The sequence below is a fragment of the Limimaricola soesokkakensis genome, from assembly GCF_900172345.1.
GTDB classification, from domain to species: domain Bacteria; phylum Pseudomonadota; class Alphaproteobacteria; order Rhodobacterales; family Rhodobacteraceae; genus Limimaricola; species Limimaricola soesokkakensis.
In genome coordinates, this window is the sequence record NZ_FWFY01000008.1 from 1 (window position 1) to 16,735 (window position 16,735).

General features: G+C 61.8%; 18 protein-coding genes and 3 pseudogenes. 10 read left to right on the forward strand and 11 right to left on the reverse strand.

Going from position 1 to position 16,735, the window contains the following annotated elements; translation table 11 throughout:
- A partial coding sequence (locus LOS8367_RS12710) for a helix-turn-helix domain-containing protein (protein ID WP_133056322.1) occupies nucleotides 1–281 on the reverse strand: 281 nt, incomplete at its 3' end.
- Nucleotides 282–475: 194 nt separating this feature from the next.
- Entirely contained in the window at nucleotides 476–631 is a 156-nt protein-coding gene (locus LOS8367_RS18705; protein WP_106535064.1) for a sugar phosphate isomerase family, read from the reverse strand.
- A 47-nt stretch (nucleotides 632–678) separates the two neighbouring features.
- On the opposite strand from LOS8367_RS18705, the gene LOS8367_RS19060 reads away from it, so the two are divergent.
- A complete protein-coding gene (locus LOS8367_RS19060) occupies nucleotides 679–825 on the forward strand; it encodes a hypothetical protein (protein WP_165761465.1) in 147 nt (48 codons plus the stop codon).
- Between the two features lie 105 nt (nucleotides 826–930).
- Nucleotides 931–1,005, forward strand: a pseudogene (locus LOS8367_RS19480) (H-NS family nucleoid-associated regulatory protein); the annotation flags it as partial.
- A 795-nt stretch (nucleotides 1,006–1,800) separates the two neighbouring features.
- On the opposite strand, the gene LOS8367_RS12715 reads toward LOS8367_RS19480, so the two are convergent.
- On the reverse strand, nucleotides 1,801–2,727 hold the full coding sequence (locus tag LOS8367_RS12715; RefSeq protein WP_165761466.1) for a DMT family transporter: 927 nt from the start codon (nucleotides 2,725–2,727) through the stop codon (nucleotides 1,801–1,803).
- 372 nt (nucleotides 2,728–3,099) lie between these two features.
- Here LOS8367_RS12715 and LOS8367_RS12720 point away from each other — a divergent pair, with 372 nt between their 5' ends.
- The 3 genes from LOS8367_RS12720 (at nucleotide 3,100) to LOS8367_RS12730 (ending at nucleotide 5,852) form a co-directional block, all read left to right on the forward strand.
- Nucleotides 3,100–3,810 carry an alpha/beta fold hydrolase gene (locus LOS8367_RS12720; RefSeq protein WP_242665586.1) on the forward strand — a complete coding sequence of 237 codons (711 nt, stop codon included), beginning with the start codon at nucleotides 3,100–3,102 and terminating at the stop codon, nucleotides 3,808–3,810.
- 214 nt (nucleotides 3,811–4,024) lie between these two features.
- Nucleotides 4,025–5,110 carry a bifunctional transcriptional activator/DNA repair enzyme AdaA gene (locus tag LOS8367_RS12725; protein ID WP_085896906.1) on the forward strand — a complete coding sequence of 362 codons (1,086 nt, stop codon included), beginning with the start codon at nucleotides 4,025–4,027 and terminating at the stop codon, nucleotides 5,108–5,110.
- On the forward strand, nucleotides 5,097–5,852 hold the full coding sequence (locus LOS8367_RS12730; protein WP_085896907.1) for an isocitrate lyase/PEP mutase family protein: 756 nt from the start codon (nucleotides 5,097–5,099) through the stop codon (nucleotides 5,850–5,852). The genes LOS8367_RS12725 and LOS8367_RS12730 overlap by 14 nt, the downstream gene beginning before the upstream one ends.
- 38 nt (nucleotides 5,853–5,890) lie before the next feature.
- On the opposite strand, the gene LOS8367_RS12735 is transcribed toward LOS8367_RS12730, so the two are convergent.
- Entirely contained in the window at nucleotides 5,891–6,574 is a 684-nt protein-coding gene (locus LOS8367_RS12735; protein ID WP_085896908.1) for an ArsR/SmtB family transcription factor, read from the reverse strand.
- 78 nt (nucleotides 6,575–6,652) lie between these two features.
- Between LOS8367_RS12735 and LOS8367_RS12740 the strand changes: the two genes are divergently transcribed.
- Together LOS8367_RS12740 and LOS8367_RS12745 are read left to right on the forward strand one after the other, a co-directional pair.
- Nucleotides 6,653–6,982: an NIPSNAP family protein gene (locus tag LOS8367_RS12740; RefSeq protein WP_085896909.1), complete on the forward strand. Its 330-nt coding sequence runs from the start codon at nucleotides 6,653–6,655 to the stop codon at nucleotides 6,980–6,982.
- The gene (locus tag LOS8367_RS12745) at nucleotides 6,979–7,335 is read left to right on the forward strand and encodes an antibiotic biosynthesis monooxygenase family protein (RefSeq protein WP_085896910.1); all 357 of its coding nucleotides are present in this window, start codon (nucleotides 6,979–6,981) and stop codon (nucleotides 7,333–7,335) included. The genes LOS8367_RS12740 and LOS8367_RS12745 overlap by 4 nt, the downstream gene beginning before the upstream one ends.
- A 52-nt stretch (nucleotides 7,336–7,387) precedes the next feature.
- Here LOS8367_RS12745 and LOS8367_RS12750 read toward each other — a convergent pair.
- From LOS8367_RS12750 to LOS8367_RS12765, 4 genes and pseudogenes are all read right to left on the reverse strand, one after another.
- Nucleotides 7,388–8,322: pseudogene (locus LOS8367_RS12750) on the reverse strand (IS3 family transposase); the annotation flags it as partial.
- A 109-nt stretch (nucleotides 8,323–8,431) separates the two neighbouring features.
- Nucleotides 8,432–9,079: a transposase gene (locus LOS8367_RS19445; RefSeq protein ID WP_306456263.1), complete on the reverse strand. Its 648-nt coding sequence runs from the start codon at nucleotides 9,077–9,079 to the stop codon at nucleotides 8,432–8,434.
- A 625-nt stretch (nucleotides 9,080–9,704) separates the two neighbouring features.
- Nucleotides 9,705–10,454, reverse strand: coding sequence for a DUF8692 domain-containing protein (locus LOS8367_RS12760; protein WP_133056323.1), 750 nt, complete (start codon nucleotides 10,452–10,454; stop codon nucleotides 9,705–9,707).
- A complete protein-coding gene (locus LOS8367_RS12765) occupies nucleotides 10,447–11,025 on the reverse strand; it encodes a DUF8692 domain-containing protein (protein WP_133056324.1) in 579 nt (192 codons plus the stop codon). The genes LOS8367_RS12760 and LOS8367_RS12765 overlap by 8 nt, the downstream gene beginning before the upstream one ends.
- Nucleotides 11,026–11,344: 319 nt before the next feature.
- Here LOS8367_RS12765 and LOS8367_RS12770 point away from each other — a divergent pair.
- Nucleotides 11,345–11,586 (forward strand): annotated as a pseudogene (locus LOS8367_RS12770) (transposase); the annotation flags it as partial.
- Between the two features lie 450 nt (nucleotides 11,587–12,036).
- Here LOS8367_RS12770 and LOS8367_RS12775 read toward each other — a convergent pair.
- The 3 genes from LOS8367_RS12775 to LOS8367_RS12785 all read right to left on the reverse strand — a co-directional run bounded on the left by LOS8367_RS12775 (nucleotide 12,037) and on the right by LOS8367_RS12785 (nucleotide 14,056).
- Nucleotides 12,037–12,258: a hypothetical protein gene (locus LOS8367_RS12775; RefSeq protein ID WP_133056325.1), complete on the reverse strand. Its 222-nt coding sequence runs from the start codon at nucleotides 12,256–12,258 to the stop codon at nucleotides 12,037–12,039.
- Nucleotides 12,259–12,353: 95 nt separating this feature from the next.
- Nucleotides 12,354–12,956 (reverse strand): hypothetical protein, encoded by a 603-nt coding sequence (locus tag LOS8367_RS12780; RefSeq protein ID WP_085896914.1) that lies wholly within the window; start codon nucleotides 12,954–12,956, stop codon nucleotides 12,354–12,356.
- A gap of 857 nt (nucleotides 12,957–13,813) precedes the next feature.
- Nucleotides 13,814–14,056, reverse strand: coding sequence for a hypothetical protein (locus tag LOS8367_RS12785; protein WP_085896915.1), 243 nt, complete (start codon nucleotides 14,054–14,056; stop codon nucleotides 13,814–13,816).
- A 304-nt stretch (nucleotides 14,057–14,360) separates the two neighbouring features.
- On the opposite strand from LOS8367_RS12785, the gene LOS8367_RS12790 reads away from it, so the two are divergent.
- Together LOS8367_RS12790 and LOS8367_RS12795 are read left to right on the forward strand one after the other, a co-directional pair.
- Nucleotides 14,361–15,080, forward strand: a complete 720-nt coding sequence (locus LOS8367_RS12790; protein ID WP_085896916.1) for a response regulator — start codon at nucleotides 14,361–14,363, stop codon at nucleotides 15,078–15,080.
- Complete coding sequence (locus LOS8367_RS12795; protein WP_165761467.1) at nucleotides 15,077–16,477, forward strand: ATP-binding protein; 1,401 nt, start codon at nucleotides 15,077–15,079, stop codon at nucleotides 16,475–16,477. The genes LOS8367_RS12790 and LOS8367_RS12795 overlap by 4 nt, the downstream gene beginning before the upstream one ends.
- Nucleotides 16,478–16,735: the final 258 nt, after the last annotated feature.

The window sequence follows — 16,735 nt, forward strand, 5'->3', positions numbered from 1 at the left end:
TTGAGACGATCGACCACGGCAGCTTTCACGGCCGGGTGCCGGATCAGCTTGCGATGGACGGCGCGTCGCTTCTCGTAAGCGCGTTGCGCGGTCATGCCGTAGTAACCGCTCAGATGGGGTATCTCATCATCTACGAAGCGATTGCGCCGCATCTCCCGGTAAAGCGTGGAGGGCGCGCGGCCGAGCCGCAGTGCTATCTCTTTCATCGGCAATTTTGCCTCGCGCCACCGCGCGAGTTTCTGGCGCTCTTCGAGATCCAAATGTGCGTAGCAGGTGCCCATCGATTGCTCTCCATGTAACCATCTGTTTCCATACAGAAGTTGCACTTCGAACGTGAATCCACCGTTACACAGATAATATGCGTGTAATAAACATTATGTATGATTCTATCATAACTAGAGCCAGTTTTAGGAATGCTGCTTCCGTAGTGGCTTCGAGCGGCCCGACAGGGCAAAAGCTTCGCCGCCGCCGTATCTCACAACACGGTAACTCGGGAATGCCGTTTCAGCGCCGATGCAGGGATCGCTTCTGATACCGGCCCTTGCAGCGCGGCCGCCAATGCCTCTGCCTTCTTGGTTCCGATGGCCATGAGCAGAGTTTCCCATGCTTCGAGGATGGTGCCAATTCCCATCGTGACGGCGCATTCCGGCACAGTGGTACTGGTCGGAAAATCCCCCCATGAGCGACTTAGACCTGAGCGATCTGGTTCTTGCCGAGGTGAAAAAGCTTCAAATCGAAACCGCGGCCGCCATTCAAAGCTACGAGGCGCGGCGCCGGCAGGAAGTACTTGCGGCCACGGAAGTCGCAGCAAAATCCGCAGGCTAATCGTTGAAGGATCTCGTCGGGGCATCGGTCGGAAAACCGTCCAAGTCGATCAATCCCCCCAAATATCGCAACCCCGCCGATGAAACCCAGACCTAGACCGGGCGTCGCCGCCAGCCCCAGTGGATCAGGAATGCACTGGCGGCCAACCAGTCACTCGATGATTTCCTGATCGCCGGGTAGGCTCAGCGGCCGGCGATCCGTTTTTGGGATCGGCGGATCTTTTGGCCTTGATGGCTTTCCATCCTCTCCCGCTTTCGGCTTTGAGCCCCGATTTCTTCCTCGAGAACCGCAATAGCGATATAGTGCATGTCGCCAGCGGGCATCGCGCATACCAGATGGTCAGACTGATCTTGTCCTCGAGGGAATTGGGTGGGTCGAGGGAATTCATGTGGTATCCCTGACGGCAGGCCGATTGCGGACTGGATGGGGGCGGTGCCGACAAGAACATACGATTGGCGCCGCTCGGCCCTTTCCCAGGTCCATGAGATCGAAGCAGGGCTCGGCAGCCGGGCCGGATGATGTGAGTGCCCAAGAATCTTCATGGCGACGGAGAACCCGTGCAGGGGATAGGCGCTCACGCAGTGCGGTGTATAGGGCGGGAGGGCATTCGACCGCTGGCTCCGGACCTTCGATATGGAAACCGGTTTGCGCGTTCTCGACGATTTGGATGATCGGCATGAGGCCCGGGCGATCATCCGGGCGGGAGACGAAGGTCTCCTTCGCCAAAAGGGACAGTTTGGGCTCACAGTCGACCTTTGCTGTATTCTGGGCCAGTGTCAGCTCCGCAGGCGAAAGTGACCTTTCGCTACGCCGGATCGGAAGACCGCTTCACGCGTTAGCCGTCTGGCGGGACCCCGCCCGCGACTGGCAGGTTGATCCCGGTCACATACCTCACTTCGGAGCCAGCCTGATAGGCGACGACGCCGCCCGGTTGGCTTGTGTCGCGCAGTGGGACATTGGCGTAGCGAGGCGATTTCATTTCGGCAATTTAATCGCCAGCTCCACCGGCTCACGATCCACATAAGCCTTCTGCCCATACCGTTGATAAAGCGCGACGGCCACGACGATGACAATGGCCGCACAGATCGAGAGCGGCGTCAGGCGATCGCCGAACCAGACCGCGCCGAGCATGGCGGCGAAAATCATCGAGACGTAGTTCGCCAAGGACACATAGGTCGCCCCGTAATCTCGCGCGATCCGCAGGTAGACCAAGAGTGCCAAACCCTCACCGAAAACGATCAACCCCAGGGCGGGTAAATCGAGCCCGGCAAGCCGCCAGTCCGTGATAGCGCCAGAGGCAGAGCTACCAACAAGAACAGTGGCAGCCACGATCAGGGCTTGAGCATGGGCGACGTGCACGGGTCCGGCGCGGGATGGCCAGCGCGCGGCAACGAATACGGTGTTGATGGCGTAGAGCATTGGCACCCCGAAACCTGCGGCAACCCACCATGCGTTCGATTGTTCCGACAGGTCCGCACGGCCGGTATCCCATAGGATCGCAATCGCACCCACGAATCCCAACATCACCGCGAGAATCGGGAGCGCACGAAGACGTTCGATACCGATTAGGATTGAAATGCCCAACGTCACAATGGGCATCGTTGCGATGATCACCACGAACAGAAAAACAGGCAGGTTTGGCGCGACCGCACTCTCGAGTGCGAAGGGCGCCAAAAAGCCGAGTGTTCCGCTGAGGGCATAGAACCCAAGAACTCCGCGGTCGATCGGTGGCCAATCGCGGCTCCAAACCGCGCGTATCGAATAGAAGGCCGCGATGCCAAATGCGGCGACGACGACGAGCACATGTACCGGAATACCTGCAAGGCCAGCCGCCTTGATAGCCGACAGCCGGACACTCCACAGCAATCCGAGTAGAACGAGAAGTCCCAGCTTCAGGGCCATAATTCCTCTGCATTTCAAGGCGGCTCTGCCGCTGCGATGTCTGAATTCGGCTGATTGATCGTTCTTTAATACGGCCTCAACCTCGGTTGAGGTCAACAAGCAACCAACGAGGGCGCTGAGCCGGGGACCTGTCCAAAGATCTGCCAGGTCAGCCATCGCAATGGCTTGCCGGTTTCGATTCCGTACTCCCTTTGTCGCTTGGGATAGCTGAGGGGCGGCACTCGGTCCGATGGCAAAGAGCATTTGCTGCTCAGGGTGCAACCCCTGACCAAGCCACGCTCCACGTCCGAAAACTCTTCGGCGAGGCCTCCCATCGCTCTTCTCACAGGTGCATCGTATCATCGAACGTCCGAGTGATACTGCGAGGCGCCCATGTTGGATCTTCCAAACACCTCCATCATCGAGGGAAATGCGGTCAGGTGGGGGACCTGCGGCGATGGCCCACCGTTGGTCGCCATCCACGGCACACCGTTCTCGTCACAGGTCTGGCGCAGGATCGTGCCGCAGCTCTGCGATCTAAGGACGGTCTACTACTTCGATCTCGTGGGCTATGGGCAGTCGGAAATGCGCGATGGTCAGGATGTGTCATTGGCGGTGCAGAACCGGGTACTGTCCGCGTTGTTCAAGGAATGGGGTCTTCAGCGACCCGATGTCGTGGCACATGATTTCGGAGGGGCCACCGCCCTACGGGCCTACTATCTCGACGGCCTGCGCTACGGCTCCCTGACGATCTTCGACGCTGTTGCTCTGGCACCTTGGGGCTCACCTTTCGTCCAGCATGTCCGACGACACGAGGCCGCGTTCTCGGGAATGCCCGCCTACATGCACCGAGCACTTCTGAAGGCATATTTGCAGACGGCGGCGCACGACCCCCTCTCGGATGAAGCGGTCGAGATCTACAGCGCCCCCTGGGTCGGTCTGGTCGGCCAGCCCGCATTCTACCGGCAGATCGCCCAAATGGATCAACGCCATACCGACGAAGTTCAAGGGCTTTATGAGAAGATGGATTGTCCCGTCACGGTGCTGTGGGGGAGAAGGACGACTGGCTCCTTTATGAACAGGGGGAGGCCCTGGCGGCGTTGATCTCGGATCACCCTTGCGTCCCGGTCGAAGGCGCGGGGCATCTCGTTCAGGAGGATCGACCGGAAGCGATCGTCGCGGCGGTCCTGAAGCAGCTTGGCAGCGCCTAACAGCCGACGTGACCCGCGCAGCCTGCCGGTTCACCTTGCCCTTCGCCGAAGAAATAGACGCCCGATTTCCGGCGGACCGGGGGTCTGGCCAGTGATACGGTTTCGTCATGCTGTTTGACTTGCCAGATCACGACGCGCTGTACCGCGCCCTCCTTGACCGGGATGACCGTTATGACGGGCAGGCCTATGTCTGCGTCACAACCACCGGCATCTTCTGTCGATTGACCTGCCCCGCCCGCAAGCCCAAGCCAGAGAACTGCACGTTTCGCGAGACGATCGGCGCCTGCATCGAGGCCGGGTTCCGTGCATGCAAGCGGTGCCATCCGCTGCGCGCCGCCGCCCTCGCCGACCCGACCATCGGTGCGCTTCTGGCGGCGCTTGACGAACGGCCCGACATCCGCTGGTCGGAGCGCCATGTCGAACAGCTCGGCTACGACCTCTCCACGGTGCGCCGCAGCTTCAAGCGCCAGTTCGGCATGACCTTCCTGGAGATGGCCCGGCAAAGGCGGCTGCGCGAAGGCTTCGAGACCCTCTCGGGCGGCGGCAAGGTCATCACCGCGCAGCACGAGGCCAGCTTCGAGTCCGCGAGCGCGTTTCGATCCGCTTTCGCGCGGCTCTTGGGTTGCGCGCCCGGCGCGCTGAGCCGCGACGCGATGCTGCGCGCCAGTTGGATCGCGACGCCGCTGGGCGACATGGTCGCGGTGAGCAGCGCCACGCATCTGCACCTGTTGGAGTTCATCGACCGCAAAGCGCTCGCCTCCGAGCTAAAAAAGCTGCAAGCATTGACGCCGCCAGGCATCGGCCTCGGGCGGTTCGCACCGACCGAACAGGCCGAGGCCGAGCTGTCGGCCTATTTTGCGGGCCAGAGCGCGCGGTTCGAGACGCCGCTGGCGTTTCAGGGCTCGGCGTTCAGCCGAGACGTCTGGCGCGCGCTGCGCCGCATCCCTCCGGGCGAGACCCGCAGCTATTCCGAGATCGCGCGCGACATCGGCAACCCCGCGGCTACCCGCGCCGTGGCGCGGGCGAATGGTGCCAACCAGATCGCGCTCATGGTGCCCTGCCATCGGGTGATCGGCGCCGACGGCAGCCTGACAGGCTATGGCGGCGGGCTGTGGCGCAAGCAGCGCCTGATCGAGATCGAACGTAAATTCAAGGCGGATACACAGGATACCCCCTTTCATGTCTCAGGCTGACAAGGCTCGCGCGCTCAAAGCGCTTCACGTCGCGGATGATCCGCTCGTGCTCTACAACATCTGGGACGCAGGTGGCGCGACTGCTCTTGCCGAGGCTGGCGCCGCCGCCATCGCCACGGGAAGCTGGTCGGTCGCGGCGGCGCATGGCTTTGAGGATGGCGAGGCGATGCCCTTCGACTTCGCGCTGAGGATCGTCGAGCGGATCGCGCAAAGCACCGATCTGCCCCTGACCGTGGACTTCGAGGGCGGCTATGCCGAAGCGCCCGAACAGGTCGCGGTCAACGCGCGCAGGGTGATCCAGACCGGTGCGGTAGGCCTCAATTTCGAGGATCGGGTCGTGGGCGGGGAGAGGCTTCATCACGTCGAGGCACAAGTCGCCCGGATCGCCGCCATTCGCGGGGCGGCGCGGGAGGCGGGGGTGCCGCTGTTCATCAACGCGCGGACCGATCTGTTTCTGCAATCGGAGGCAAAGGATCACGCCGGTCTCGTAGATGCGGCCTTGGCGCGGCAAGCGGCCTATGCAGAGGCCGGAGCCGACGGCTTCTTCGTGCCCGGGCTGACCGACCCGACGCTCATCCGGGATATCTGCGCGCGGGCCTCGCAACCGGTCAACGTCCTGATGAGGGGCGACCTGCGCGCGGTTCGGGATGTGGCGGGGCTGGGCGTGTCCCGGATCAGCTTCGGCCCCGCCCCCTATATTGCGGCGCTCGAAGATCTGACCACCCGGTTCGCCGCGATCTGAGGTTGCCGCCGCCAAGGCAGCGGGCGAAAGCGCGCGCGTCAGACCCCGCCGAACAGCTGCTCGAATTCCTTCACCCCGGTGCGAGAGAAGACCACGACCCGGGTCTTGGGGTCTCGCGTCGCCCATGACAGCTCCTCGAAGCGGGCCAGGAAGGCGCGCCCAAGACTGCCTGCCAGATGCGATCGTCGTTCGCTCCAGTCCAGGCATTCGCGGCACAGCGGCGTGCGTTTGAGGCGCAGGTCATCGAGATCGATCTCGAACCGGGCCACAAAATCCGCGCCCGCATCGGTGAGGAGCAACTCCTCGGCCTCGGCGGTCAGAAACCCCCGGGCGATCAGGCTGTCGAACAGCTGGGTGCCCATGTCGCCTGCGAGATGGTTGTAGCAGACCCGCGCCCGGCGCAGTTCGATGTCCTTCGGGCCGGTGCGTCTGCGCAGATGACCGGCCCCCGCCGCCAGCCCCATCAGCCCTTCGAGCACCTGCGCCACCTCGTCACCGGCCAGAGAGAAGTACTTGTGCCGACCCTGTTTGCGGGGGCGCAGCAGTCCGCCCTCGTCCAGCTTCGACAGGTGGGAACTGGCCGTCTGGATCGTGACCCCGCCCTCTTCGGCCAGCTCGCTGACGGTCAGGGCCTTACCGCTCATCAAGGCGGTCAGCATGTTGGCGCGTGCGGGGTCACCGATCAGCGCGGCGATACGGGCGATGTCCGGACCTTCCTTCATGGTTCGAGCGTAATCGAACCATCTGTGCCTCACAATGGCATACTCTAGTCGAACAAGCCTCGATCAAAGGAGTCCTCCATGCTCACCTGTGTGATCCGCTACCACATTGACCCGACAAAGAAGGCCCAGTTCGCGCAATATGCCCGCAACTGGGGGCAGGCGATCCCGCGCTGCGGCGCGGATCTGATCGGCTACTACGCCCCGCACGAAGGCTCCAGCACGCTCGCTTACGGGATCTACAACGTTGCCAGCCTCGCCGATTACGAGGCTTATCGCGCGCGGCTGGCCGACGATCCGCTTGGCCGCGAGAACTACGAATTCGCCCAGGCCGAGAAGTTTCTGCTGCGCGAGGACCGGACCTTTCTGAAGCGCGTCTCGGACCCGCACACCCCCGGGGCATCGGCATGATCGCGGTGATCTTTGAGGTCGAGCCGGCGGATGGGCGGACCGACGACTATCTCGCACTGGCCGCAAAGATGCGCCCGCTTCTGGATCAGGTCGAGGGGTTCATCTCTGTCGAGCGGTTCCAGAGCCTGACCGATCCACGGAAGATCCTGTCGCTGTCCTTCTTCGAGGACGAGGCAGCCATCGCGCGCTGGCGAACGCTGGAGGCGCACCGCGGCGCGCAGGCGAAGGGCCGGGGCGGCATCTTTGCCGACTACCGCCTGCGCATCGCGAGCGTCGTTCGAGATTACGGCATGTTCGATCGGGACGAAGCCCCGCCAGACAGCAGGGCGGTGCATGTCGAACATTCGCGTTGAGGCCGACGTTCGCCGCCCTGCTGCGAAGGCCCGTTGAATAGCCCCGCGTTTCTTAGACGCCCTCGTGCACCAGTTTCTGCTGCCACTCGAAGTCGACGGGCGACAGCATTCCGTTCCCCGCGTGCTTGCGCTTCGGGGTATAGAACGTCTCGATGTCGTCGAACACGTCCCGCCGGGCTTCCTCGCGCGTCCGGTAGGTCCGGCGCCTGATCCGTTCGCGCTTGAGCAGGTTGAAGAAGCTCTCGGCGACGGCATTGTCATGGCAGTTGCCACGGCGGCTCATGGAATGCTCCCGATTGTGGGCTTTCAGGAAAGCAGCCCAGTCCATGCTGGTGAAGTGGCTTCCCTGATCGGAGTGGATCAGCACTTTGTCCTTCGGCTTCCTTCGCCATATGGCCATGAGCAAAGCCTGGAGCACGACGTCAGTCGTCTGGCGCGACTGCATGGACCATCCGACCGTGCGCCGAGAGAAGAGATCGATCACCACAGCGAGGTAAGCAAAGCCTGCCTGCGTCCGGATGTAGGTGATGTCACTCAGCCATTGTTCTTGAACCAATGGCGAACAAGGCCTCGTCCCAAACCGTATCCGGATCCTCGACATCAAATTGCCGATCCATGGTGTTGTCGACCACGACCGACGGCTTGCCGCCATACTTTCCAGGGCGACGCTTGTAGCCGATCTGCGCCGTGATCCCGGCCAGCTTGGTCAGGCGGGAGACGCGGTTCAGGCAGATGCTTTCGCCCTGTTCAACCAAATCATCGTGCAGCTTCCGCTGCCCATAGACCTTGGCGCTCTCGACCCACGCCTCCTTCAGAAGCTCGGTCTGCCGCGCGTCCTCCCGAGCGGGTTTGCTCAACGGCGCCTTCAGCCACGCATAGAAGCCGCTCGGCTGGATGCGCAGGCACCGACACATCGCCCGGACGGAGAACTGCCCGCGATGCTCGGCCACGAACGCGTATCAATTTGCATCCCTGGCGAAGTACGCGGTGGCCATCCCAAGAAACACCGGCTGGCTCGGTCGTGGGCACCAAGTGATAGCCAAGGGTCTTGGCGCGGCGCTGGAGATTGGCGAGGACGCGGCTTCGGTGCCGCTCGTCATAAGTCGCCGCGCCGGGATCGCGGTAGGCTCTCCCGAACCGGAGGGTGTTGTAGAACAGGACGGCGATCATGCGCGCCGTGGCGGTCACGGCCTTCTGCTTGCCGACACGGGATGACAGACGGCAATAGAATGCGCCGAGAGCGGTGTCGCTGCGCCCTACGGTCGTCGCGGCCAACCGCAGGAGTGCGGCCGCACGGCTCGAGGAACGCCGAGTACGCGAGGTCAGCAGCTTGGCCCCCTGGGATCTTGTTGCCCGGCGCGTGGCAGAGCCACGAGGTGAAATGCTTGGCGCTCGGCCAGGCCGTCAGGTCGGTGCCGCACTCCGCCACCAGCTTGAGCGCGAGACCGGGTCCGATGCCGTGGATCTGGGGCAGGTCCACCCCGAGCACGCCATGCAGCGCAGCTCGCACATCGAACGCCGGTGCCCCTGCCGGCCTCGGACGAAAGCGCGGCTTGGGCGATGGTGTCGTGCTCTCGGAGCGGACCCTAAGCTCGCTCACCGCCTGTTTCAGCCTCGCATCGCAGTCCGCGATCTTCGTTGATACACGTCGTAGAGATCCAGCGACTGCTCCAGCGCGAAGATGTGCCCCGCGCGGTCGTTGCCGACCAGCGCCGCCCGGATCGTCTCGAGGGAGGCATGGCACCGCACGTCCCGGCAGGATGCCAGGATGTCAGGATGTCAGGATGTCAGGATGTCAGGATGTCAGGATGTCAGGGTCGCGCTCGCCGGCCACCAGCGCAACTGCATCCCGCTTGAACTCATCGCTGAACTTGCTGCTGCTCATCATGGCCTCCTTGCCTTAAAATTAGCGAAGAAGGCGTCCACAAGACACGGGGCTATTCACTGGATAGGTGCAATATTGTCATATCATGCCGGCGCTTTGACAGCCCTTAGTTCGAAGCCGTAGATAGGCCGCGCCACCACCAGCGCAGAAATCAGCGATAGGACCGCCGCGCTTTGTGATAGCGTAACGCAGCTTCATGCTCCGGCTCCGCCGGGCCTTCAGATTTGAGCGGGAGACGCCCAATGTCTCGACCACGACATTCACCGGAAAAACGCTCTTCGGTTGGTGCGTAGCACGCGAGCCGGATGGCGAAACCGGCATCTCCTGCAGCAAGAAACGTGAGGTTACGAACTTCACTGGGCAGTAATCGGGTATGCCGAACAAAAAATCACTACAATGGGCCGTTTCGCTATGAATGGGAGGCACGGCCCGGCCGCTCATCGGGCTCTAACCACCCGGTCGCGGGGGTTCACAGACAAGTAGTTCATTCGCGTCCGGCCGGATCGCAAAATGTGACAGAGAGACCCTTCTGCGCGGCATGGTTTAATAAAGCGAGGTTTACATACGAAATTCCAGTCAACTCCGTGGCTTCTTCAGCGACCGAAATAAGAACATAGACAAAGTCCATCCCGAACCCGACCTTGTACAAGCCACCTACCCCTTCGATAACGAGCGCTCCAAAAACAAAGATCGTTGCTCCCTTTAGCAATTCTACTTTCAGGCGCCGTGGTGGGGATAGAAGGAACGGAATGGACAGCAGGCCAAGGACGACAACTATGGGAACACCAACGAAGATCCAACTTTGCCCGTTTAGGATATTGTCGAACAGGGACCAGCGCAAACTCTCATGAATTTGGGCGCTTTCGTCATAGGCCATGGCTAAAAGAATAAGCGAACTCAAGACCCAGTATGTGTTGATCGGTGCCCTCATTAACCTCCTATAATATAAGTAGTTTAGCGCGCAGAGCTGCGATGCAACAAACATGAGAACGATGCTGATTAGTGTCGGGATACTGAATTCGTTGTTCAGTATAAACCGGTCAGCAAGCTCGTTGACAATGAAGTTGCCACCTTCCACCTTAATAGCCGACATTGCGACGGAGAGAAGTGCAAGTGCAGGAATGCCAAAAACTATAAAATACCGCATCCACCGAGGTGAAAGCTGCAACGCGCAAGCTTTCGGATGCTCATCAGGTTCGGAATGTCTGACGTCACTTTCAGCCAGATCACTCATGAGTACATCTCGAAATCGATGCGGCACCAATCTTGCATAGAAAGATTGCCCAGCAAACCGCACCAATGAATTTCGCGCCATCTTCGATCAGGATGCGGATATCGCCAATCTGTCTCTCTATTAGACGCTGACCCGCGTCGACGGACAAAGACAATAGGAAAGCAGCCGCGGCAGCCTGCGCGAAACCCGTGGCCTCGTTCCGAAATACCCCCCTGAACAGCACAACTCCTGTCAGGGCGATCGCTCCATAGACGAGAAAGAGCGACTTTTCTCCCAGGATAAAATTCTCATGAATGAGAAACAAGTCATCCCAGCCAAGCAGGGCGGTGAAGCCACCGAAGAATAGAAAGAACCGTGGGTCGGCATCGTCTCTTGACCTAGATACGAGCACTGCCGACGTAAAGAGTGAAACGGCGGCGCCGACCGTCCAAGCCATCACTCCAAGGCTTGAGAGGAATCCGGCATAGCGAGGGATGTTCCCGATTTGAGTAGGATCCCGAGTAAAGAACCCATAATCCCTACTGATATGGGCCGCCGCCGGCACGATCAGCAGTACGGCGGCAACGGACATACAGAGCGTGATACTCGGGAGGTAAGCCGTCAGAAGCCGGCACCTGCCACCATCAAAAGTGCGCAAGTGCGGCTTCACGGTATCCGGTATTCTACTCATCGGCGGCCCCGTCCGGCTGGTAGGCCTTCCTGCTAACCTAAACTCGGCCGGCAAGCTTGCTCCCACATCTACACTGAAGCTTTCATGAGGTTCTAACAAGTCACCCGAAAGTTGACCTTTTCTTGTGACCTGTTTGATCTGCCGCGGATCTTTTCTTTCCGATCTGAATGGCCCCGCATCTTGTGGTCGCCTTCTCCGCTGACTTTGAGGCAATGAGGTCCTGATGAGGAGCAACAAGTTCAGCGGCGAGTTCAAGCGGGACACGGTCGCGCAGATCACCGAGCAGGGCTACCCGGTCAGGGAGGTGTCGCAGCGACTTGGGTTAGCCCGTATTCGCGCTACGCTTGGCAGAAGTTCGCGAAGAGTTCGCCGAGGGAGGCGGAGAAGAACACCGAGATTTGCCGCCTGAAAAAGGAACTGGCGCGGCTCTCGGAGGAGCGCAACCTCCTAGGAGATGGGACTAATTCATCCTCACTCGCGATCACACAAACAGGCACGATAGTGTGACAAGGATGCACAGCCGTTGATGAGCACTCGGATAGATCTACTCTTAGTGCTATAATCTTCCTGCGCTCTACCAGGACACTACCCTGATGGTTCGACCCTAGTTGGTAGAACGTAGCCCGGCGTCGTTTCGCCATTACTACGTCGGGCGCTTGCTTCCCCACAGGAAGCGGTGAAAGGACTCCAGAGCGTCAAGTCGCTTTTCTGGCATCCATCTTGCCATCCAGCCGGCGTTGATGTTGTGACCGCCCCCCGACGGCATCGGTGTGCCAAGGTGGGTTTGGGTCAGGGGAAAATTCTACCACATTGGCTGTGGGAGATATGCCGGGTTTACGACCCTTCTGCTTTGCAGCAGCCGGGGACAATTTGCTTGGTTGCCACACCCGCAAATGCGCTCCAGTTGCCGGCTCAGAGATCTCCAGAGCGGATCCGGTCCTCGTAAGCGTCGAGAAGAGCACGGAGCGGGTCGGCGAGGCCGCAGGCCTCGGCCTCGAAACGCTCGGCATCCCGGAGCTGGCCGGCCTCGCAAAGCAGCTTTACCCCGCGCCGCGCCTCCACATGCCAGACCCCTGCTTCCAGCCGGGCCTCGATCGTGCAGACATCGCCGCGGTGTTCGAACGCGCGTTCCATGTCGGCCTCCATCAGTGGCTCCCTGACATATTGCCACCGTGACGGATGCCTGCAAAGCACGAGGGAAGGAGGACCCCGCGGGTTCCATGCCTGTTCTATTCAAGCATCCGGGACGGCGTCAGTCTGCGCGCAATCAGCACCTTCTCCCAAATCGGAAACGGCGGCTCTGCGGCGGCGCGCGGCAGAACCATGCACCCCTCGATTACCGGCCCCGTCTCGCCCCTCCGCGGGGCGGAAGCGATGTGGTCGACCACCAGGTCGCCGTTGCTGCGTACGAGATGGATATGGCTGACCAGTCCCGCCCGCGCCTCCTGCGCGCGGGCGAGATCGCTGCGCCAGTGATACTGGAAGCCCGAGATCGGCAGTTGCAGGATGTCGAAATCCGTGTCGTTTCTCTCCACCCATTTCAGCAGGGCGGGACTGGCCTCGAGCATGCGGAAACGCGTGATGGGCGCCGAGGTGTCGATCCATACCCGGTAGCAGGGCAGGTCCTCGGTGCCGAAGTGTCGAAATCGCTGGAACAGCGATGCACCGGTGCCAAGCGCCGCAATGATCTCGGCCGTGCGCGGGTGCAGTTGGGCGTCCAGCGCCCCGTCCTCCTCCCGTTCGCTGAGGGCGCGAACCCTACCGATCAGACCTTTGGCCCACGAGACATGGGACGGGTGACGTTTCTGCGTGGCGTGGAAGGCGAGTGTCATTGGGGGAATCTCGAAAAGACAGGCGGACCAAGGAGGGACAGACCTTGGCCCGCCATGAGTGGTGGGCGATGGACAGTGGCTTTTCAGTTTCGTGACACGGTGGTTCCCTGCAGCCGGGCAAGGGCCGCGTCATGCGCGGTCTGATTGGCCCGGAGCCGGTGCTGGTGCCACATAAGTATGTGGAAGTCCTCCTTCATCGATGGGGGCAGCGCCGCAAAGCGGGCCTGCTGGCGCTGCTGAACGCGGTACAGGCGGGCGGCAAGATCCGCCGCTGCCCTCGGGCGGGGTCGCAGACCGGGACCGCCGGTTGCAGCAGGCGAGAGTTCATTGCCCGTCTGCGACACGTGCGTCGTGGTTCGAGAGTGAGCCACGCCGCCGTCTTTCAAGACCTTCTGGGGAGACAAATTCGAGGGGGCCGAGGGAAATGATCGCGCTGATGGGCAACGCCGGGTGGGGGACACCTTGGGGCCCGAGCTGCCTTTCACATGCTGCATGGTCCTGCCTTTCGTTTCCGAAGCGGTGGGAGCAGCATGGGTCATGCCCGCCTGAAACCTTCCGCGTGATCGTGGCGATTTGTGACAAGATGTGTCGACCTCCAACGAGCCGGCCAAGAAATAGCGGACCAAGGCGTGACAGGCCTTGGTCCGTCGAGTGGGAAAAGCGCTCAAGAGTAGCAGTCGATATAGGCAGGCAGCAGGTATCGGCGTTATCCGCCCTGGGCTACGCCATCGGCCGGGGCGGCCACCGCGTTACGCAGGTTCGAAGGGGCCAAGCGTACTCTCCACCACGGTTTGGTCTCGGCCCCAGGACAGCTGGACACCTGGGGTGGAGCGGGGCAGTCAAGTCACCCGGTATCCTCAACGCAGGGCCGCGCTCAGAACCGCGCCAGCCATCGCGCCGATCGCTGATGCGACGAGGTAGGCCGTGAGAGAGGCATGCCCGCCGAGCAGGAAGGTGCCGATCCAGGTGTAGAACACCGCCGTCAGGAGGCAGGACAGCACCAGCACGACGCCGCGGAGCAACGGTCGGTCCCGCTCGGTGCGGACCTGCCGGACATCCGGTTGCGGAAGGGCATCGCTTGCCAAGTTGTAGTGCTTCATGATTTCGCGCCTTCATAAATGCATTCGTTCAATACGCGTCGGAAATTCCGGCAATGCATTCGAATGCCCTTCGCTAAAATGCAGAGGGGCCTGTCGGTGCGATGCATTGCGTGCCCTTCCTTCTGAAACGGACACGATGTCAGTAGCGCAGACCAGGCGCGAAGATTTCCGAACTTTTTGTCCATCTGTGACAAGCTGTGTCGGCGGCAGGCGCCTGCAGCGCCACAGCCGTTTCCGATTGGTATGCCGAAGATTGCTGCTAATGATTTTCGGGTGAGAACGTTCGCTCGAGGTTTTTCGTGCCATGACCACCGCGCCAGCGCATATCCTGATCGTGGATGACGATGTCGAGATCGGCCAGCTCGTGGAACAGGTCCTAAGCCGGGACGGGTACCGGGTCAGCAGGGCGCCCGATGCCAAGCGGGCCAGATCGCTGCTGGCGGAAGGGTCCGTCTCCCTCATCGTGCTCGACCTGATGCTGCCGGGCGAGGACGGGCTGAGTTTCTGCCGCTCCCTGCGCGGCGGTGGAGACCTGACGCCGATCATCATGCTCACGGCCAAGGGGGACGATTTCGACCGGGTGCTGGGGCTGGAGATGGGGGCCGACGACTACCTGCCCAAGCCCTTCCACGGACGAGAACTGCTGGCGCGAATCAAGGCGGTGCTGCGGCGTTCCGCCGTGGCGGGCGCCGCTCCCCCGCGCTCCGACCGTTTCATCCGCTTCGAAGGTTGGGCGCTGGACACGGCAAAGCGGGAACTCGTCTCGGATGATGACGTGATCGTCCTGCTGAGCGGTGCGGAATACGAACTGCTCCTGGCCTTTCTGACATGGCCGCAGGCAACGCTCTCCCGCGAGAAACTGCTCGATGCCACACGCGGACGTTCGGCGATCATCTCGGATCGCAGCATCGACATTCAGGTTAGCCGGCTCCGCAAGAAGCTGGGCGACGATCCGAAATCCCCCCGGATCATCAAGACGATATGGGGCGACGGCTACATATTCACGCCGGACGTGCTGGCGTGAACTGGCGCAGCATGCGCGCGCGGACCACGGCCATCATCGTGGCGAGCTTCGTGCTGTCCCACTTGGTGGGTTATGCGTTCTATCATTTCGATCGCCGCGAAGCGGTGGAGATGACCGAGGCCGTCGACTTGGCCGAGCGCGCCGCCGGGATCAGCCGCCTGGTGCGCGACCTCCCCCTGGCTTGGCGCAATGAGGTGGTAAAGTTCTCCGACAGCCGGGCCTTCCGCGTCTGGACCAGCAGCACCTCGCCGCTGGAGCCCGAGCGCCTCAGCGAGGCGGAGCAGGAGATCCTCGCCTATCTGCGCTCGCAGGTTCCGCGAATAGCCAGCAACGAAATGCATGCGCGCATCCTGGAGAGGCCTGCGAGCCAAGTCGAACTGCCGGAGTTCGACGCGGCCAGTCGAAAGGGCTCGCCTGCCACAGCGTTCGATCTTCCGGCGGACGGCCCCGGCCTGGTCATCTCGATCAAGCACGGCCCAGACGACTGGATCAATTTCTCCGGGGCCTTCAATACGCCTGCCCCGCTCCTGCCTGATCTGCTCGTGGCCAACCTCATCTCGGCCCTGATCGGGATCGCCCTCGTCGCTTTCTGGCTCGTTGGGCGCGTCACGGGCCCGCTCGCGCGCTTTGCCGAGGCCGCCGAGGCGCTCGGAAGGGACCTGTTCACCTCGCCTCTCCCGGCCACGGGGCCGCAGGAGGTCGTGCGGGCGGCCCATGCCTTCAACCGGATGCAGGCGCGGTTGCGCAACATGGTTCAGGGCCGAACCGAGATGTTGGCCGCGATCTCGCATGACCTGCGCACGCCCCTGACCCAGATCCAGCTGAGGGTGGAAGCGATGCCTCCCAGCGAGGAGCAGGGCAGAATTCTTGGCACGATCGAGGACATGAACACCCTGATCGGCAGCTTTCTCGCCTATGCGAGGGCAACACATGAAAGCGAGCAGCGCTCGAAGGTGGATCTCGGGGCGCTGGTCTGCACGATCTGCGACGATCTCGCGGACTGCGGCGGCCCGGTGGAGTGCGACAGCACCGAGGGCCTTATTGTTACTTGCAAGCGCGTGGCGATGAAGCGCGCTCTTCTCAACCTCATCGAGAACGCGATGAAATACGGTCATTCGGCTCAGGTGGCTGTGTCGCAGAAGGGTGACATGGTCGAGGTGACGATCGACGATCGTGGCCCGGGCATTCCCGAGAGCGACCTTCCGCGGCTTCTGCTGCCGTTCAAGCGCGACGACGCCGGGGGGAGTGGTGGTGCCGCGTCCTCCGGCTACGGCCTTGGCCTGGCGATCGCACAGGCAGTCGTAGAGGACCATGGCGGGGAACTTTGCTTCCGCAACCGCGAGGGCGGGGGGCTTCGCGTCCAGCTCATAATGCCGGTCGCGACGACGCCCACATGAGGCGGCAACCCTTCGTCGCGCAAGCTCCGATCATCCGCGAATGGGCCTTGCGTCACTGGCGCACGTCGCCACGAGTCTAGCTTCGGTCGTCGCTCATGCCTACGGCTAACTCCTGAAATCAGATCTCGGTCCCGAGATCCGTACCGCGGTAGTGAGTTTCAAGTGAAACGGCATGTTAATCGATCAATAGAGAGCCGAACTCTAACATTCGGTCAGAGCGGCCATTGGGTCGCCCGAACGATTTCGAGGATTACGTCA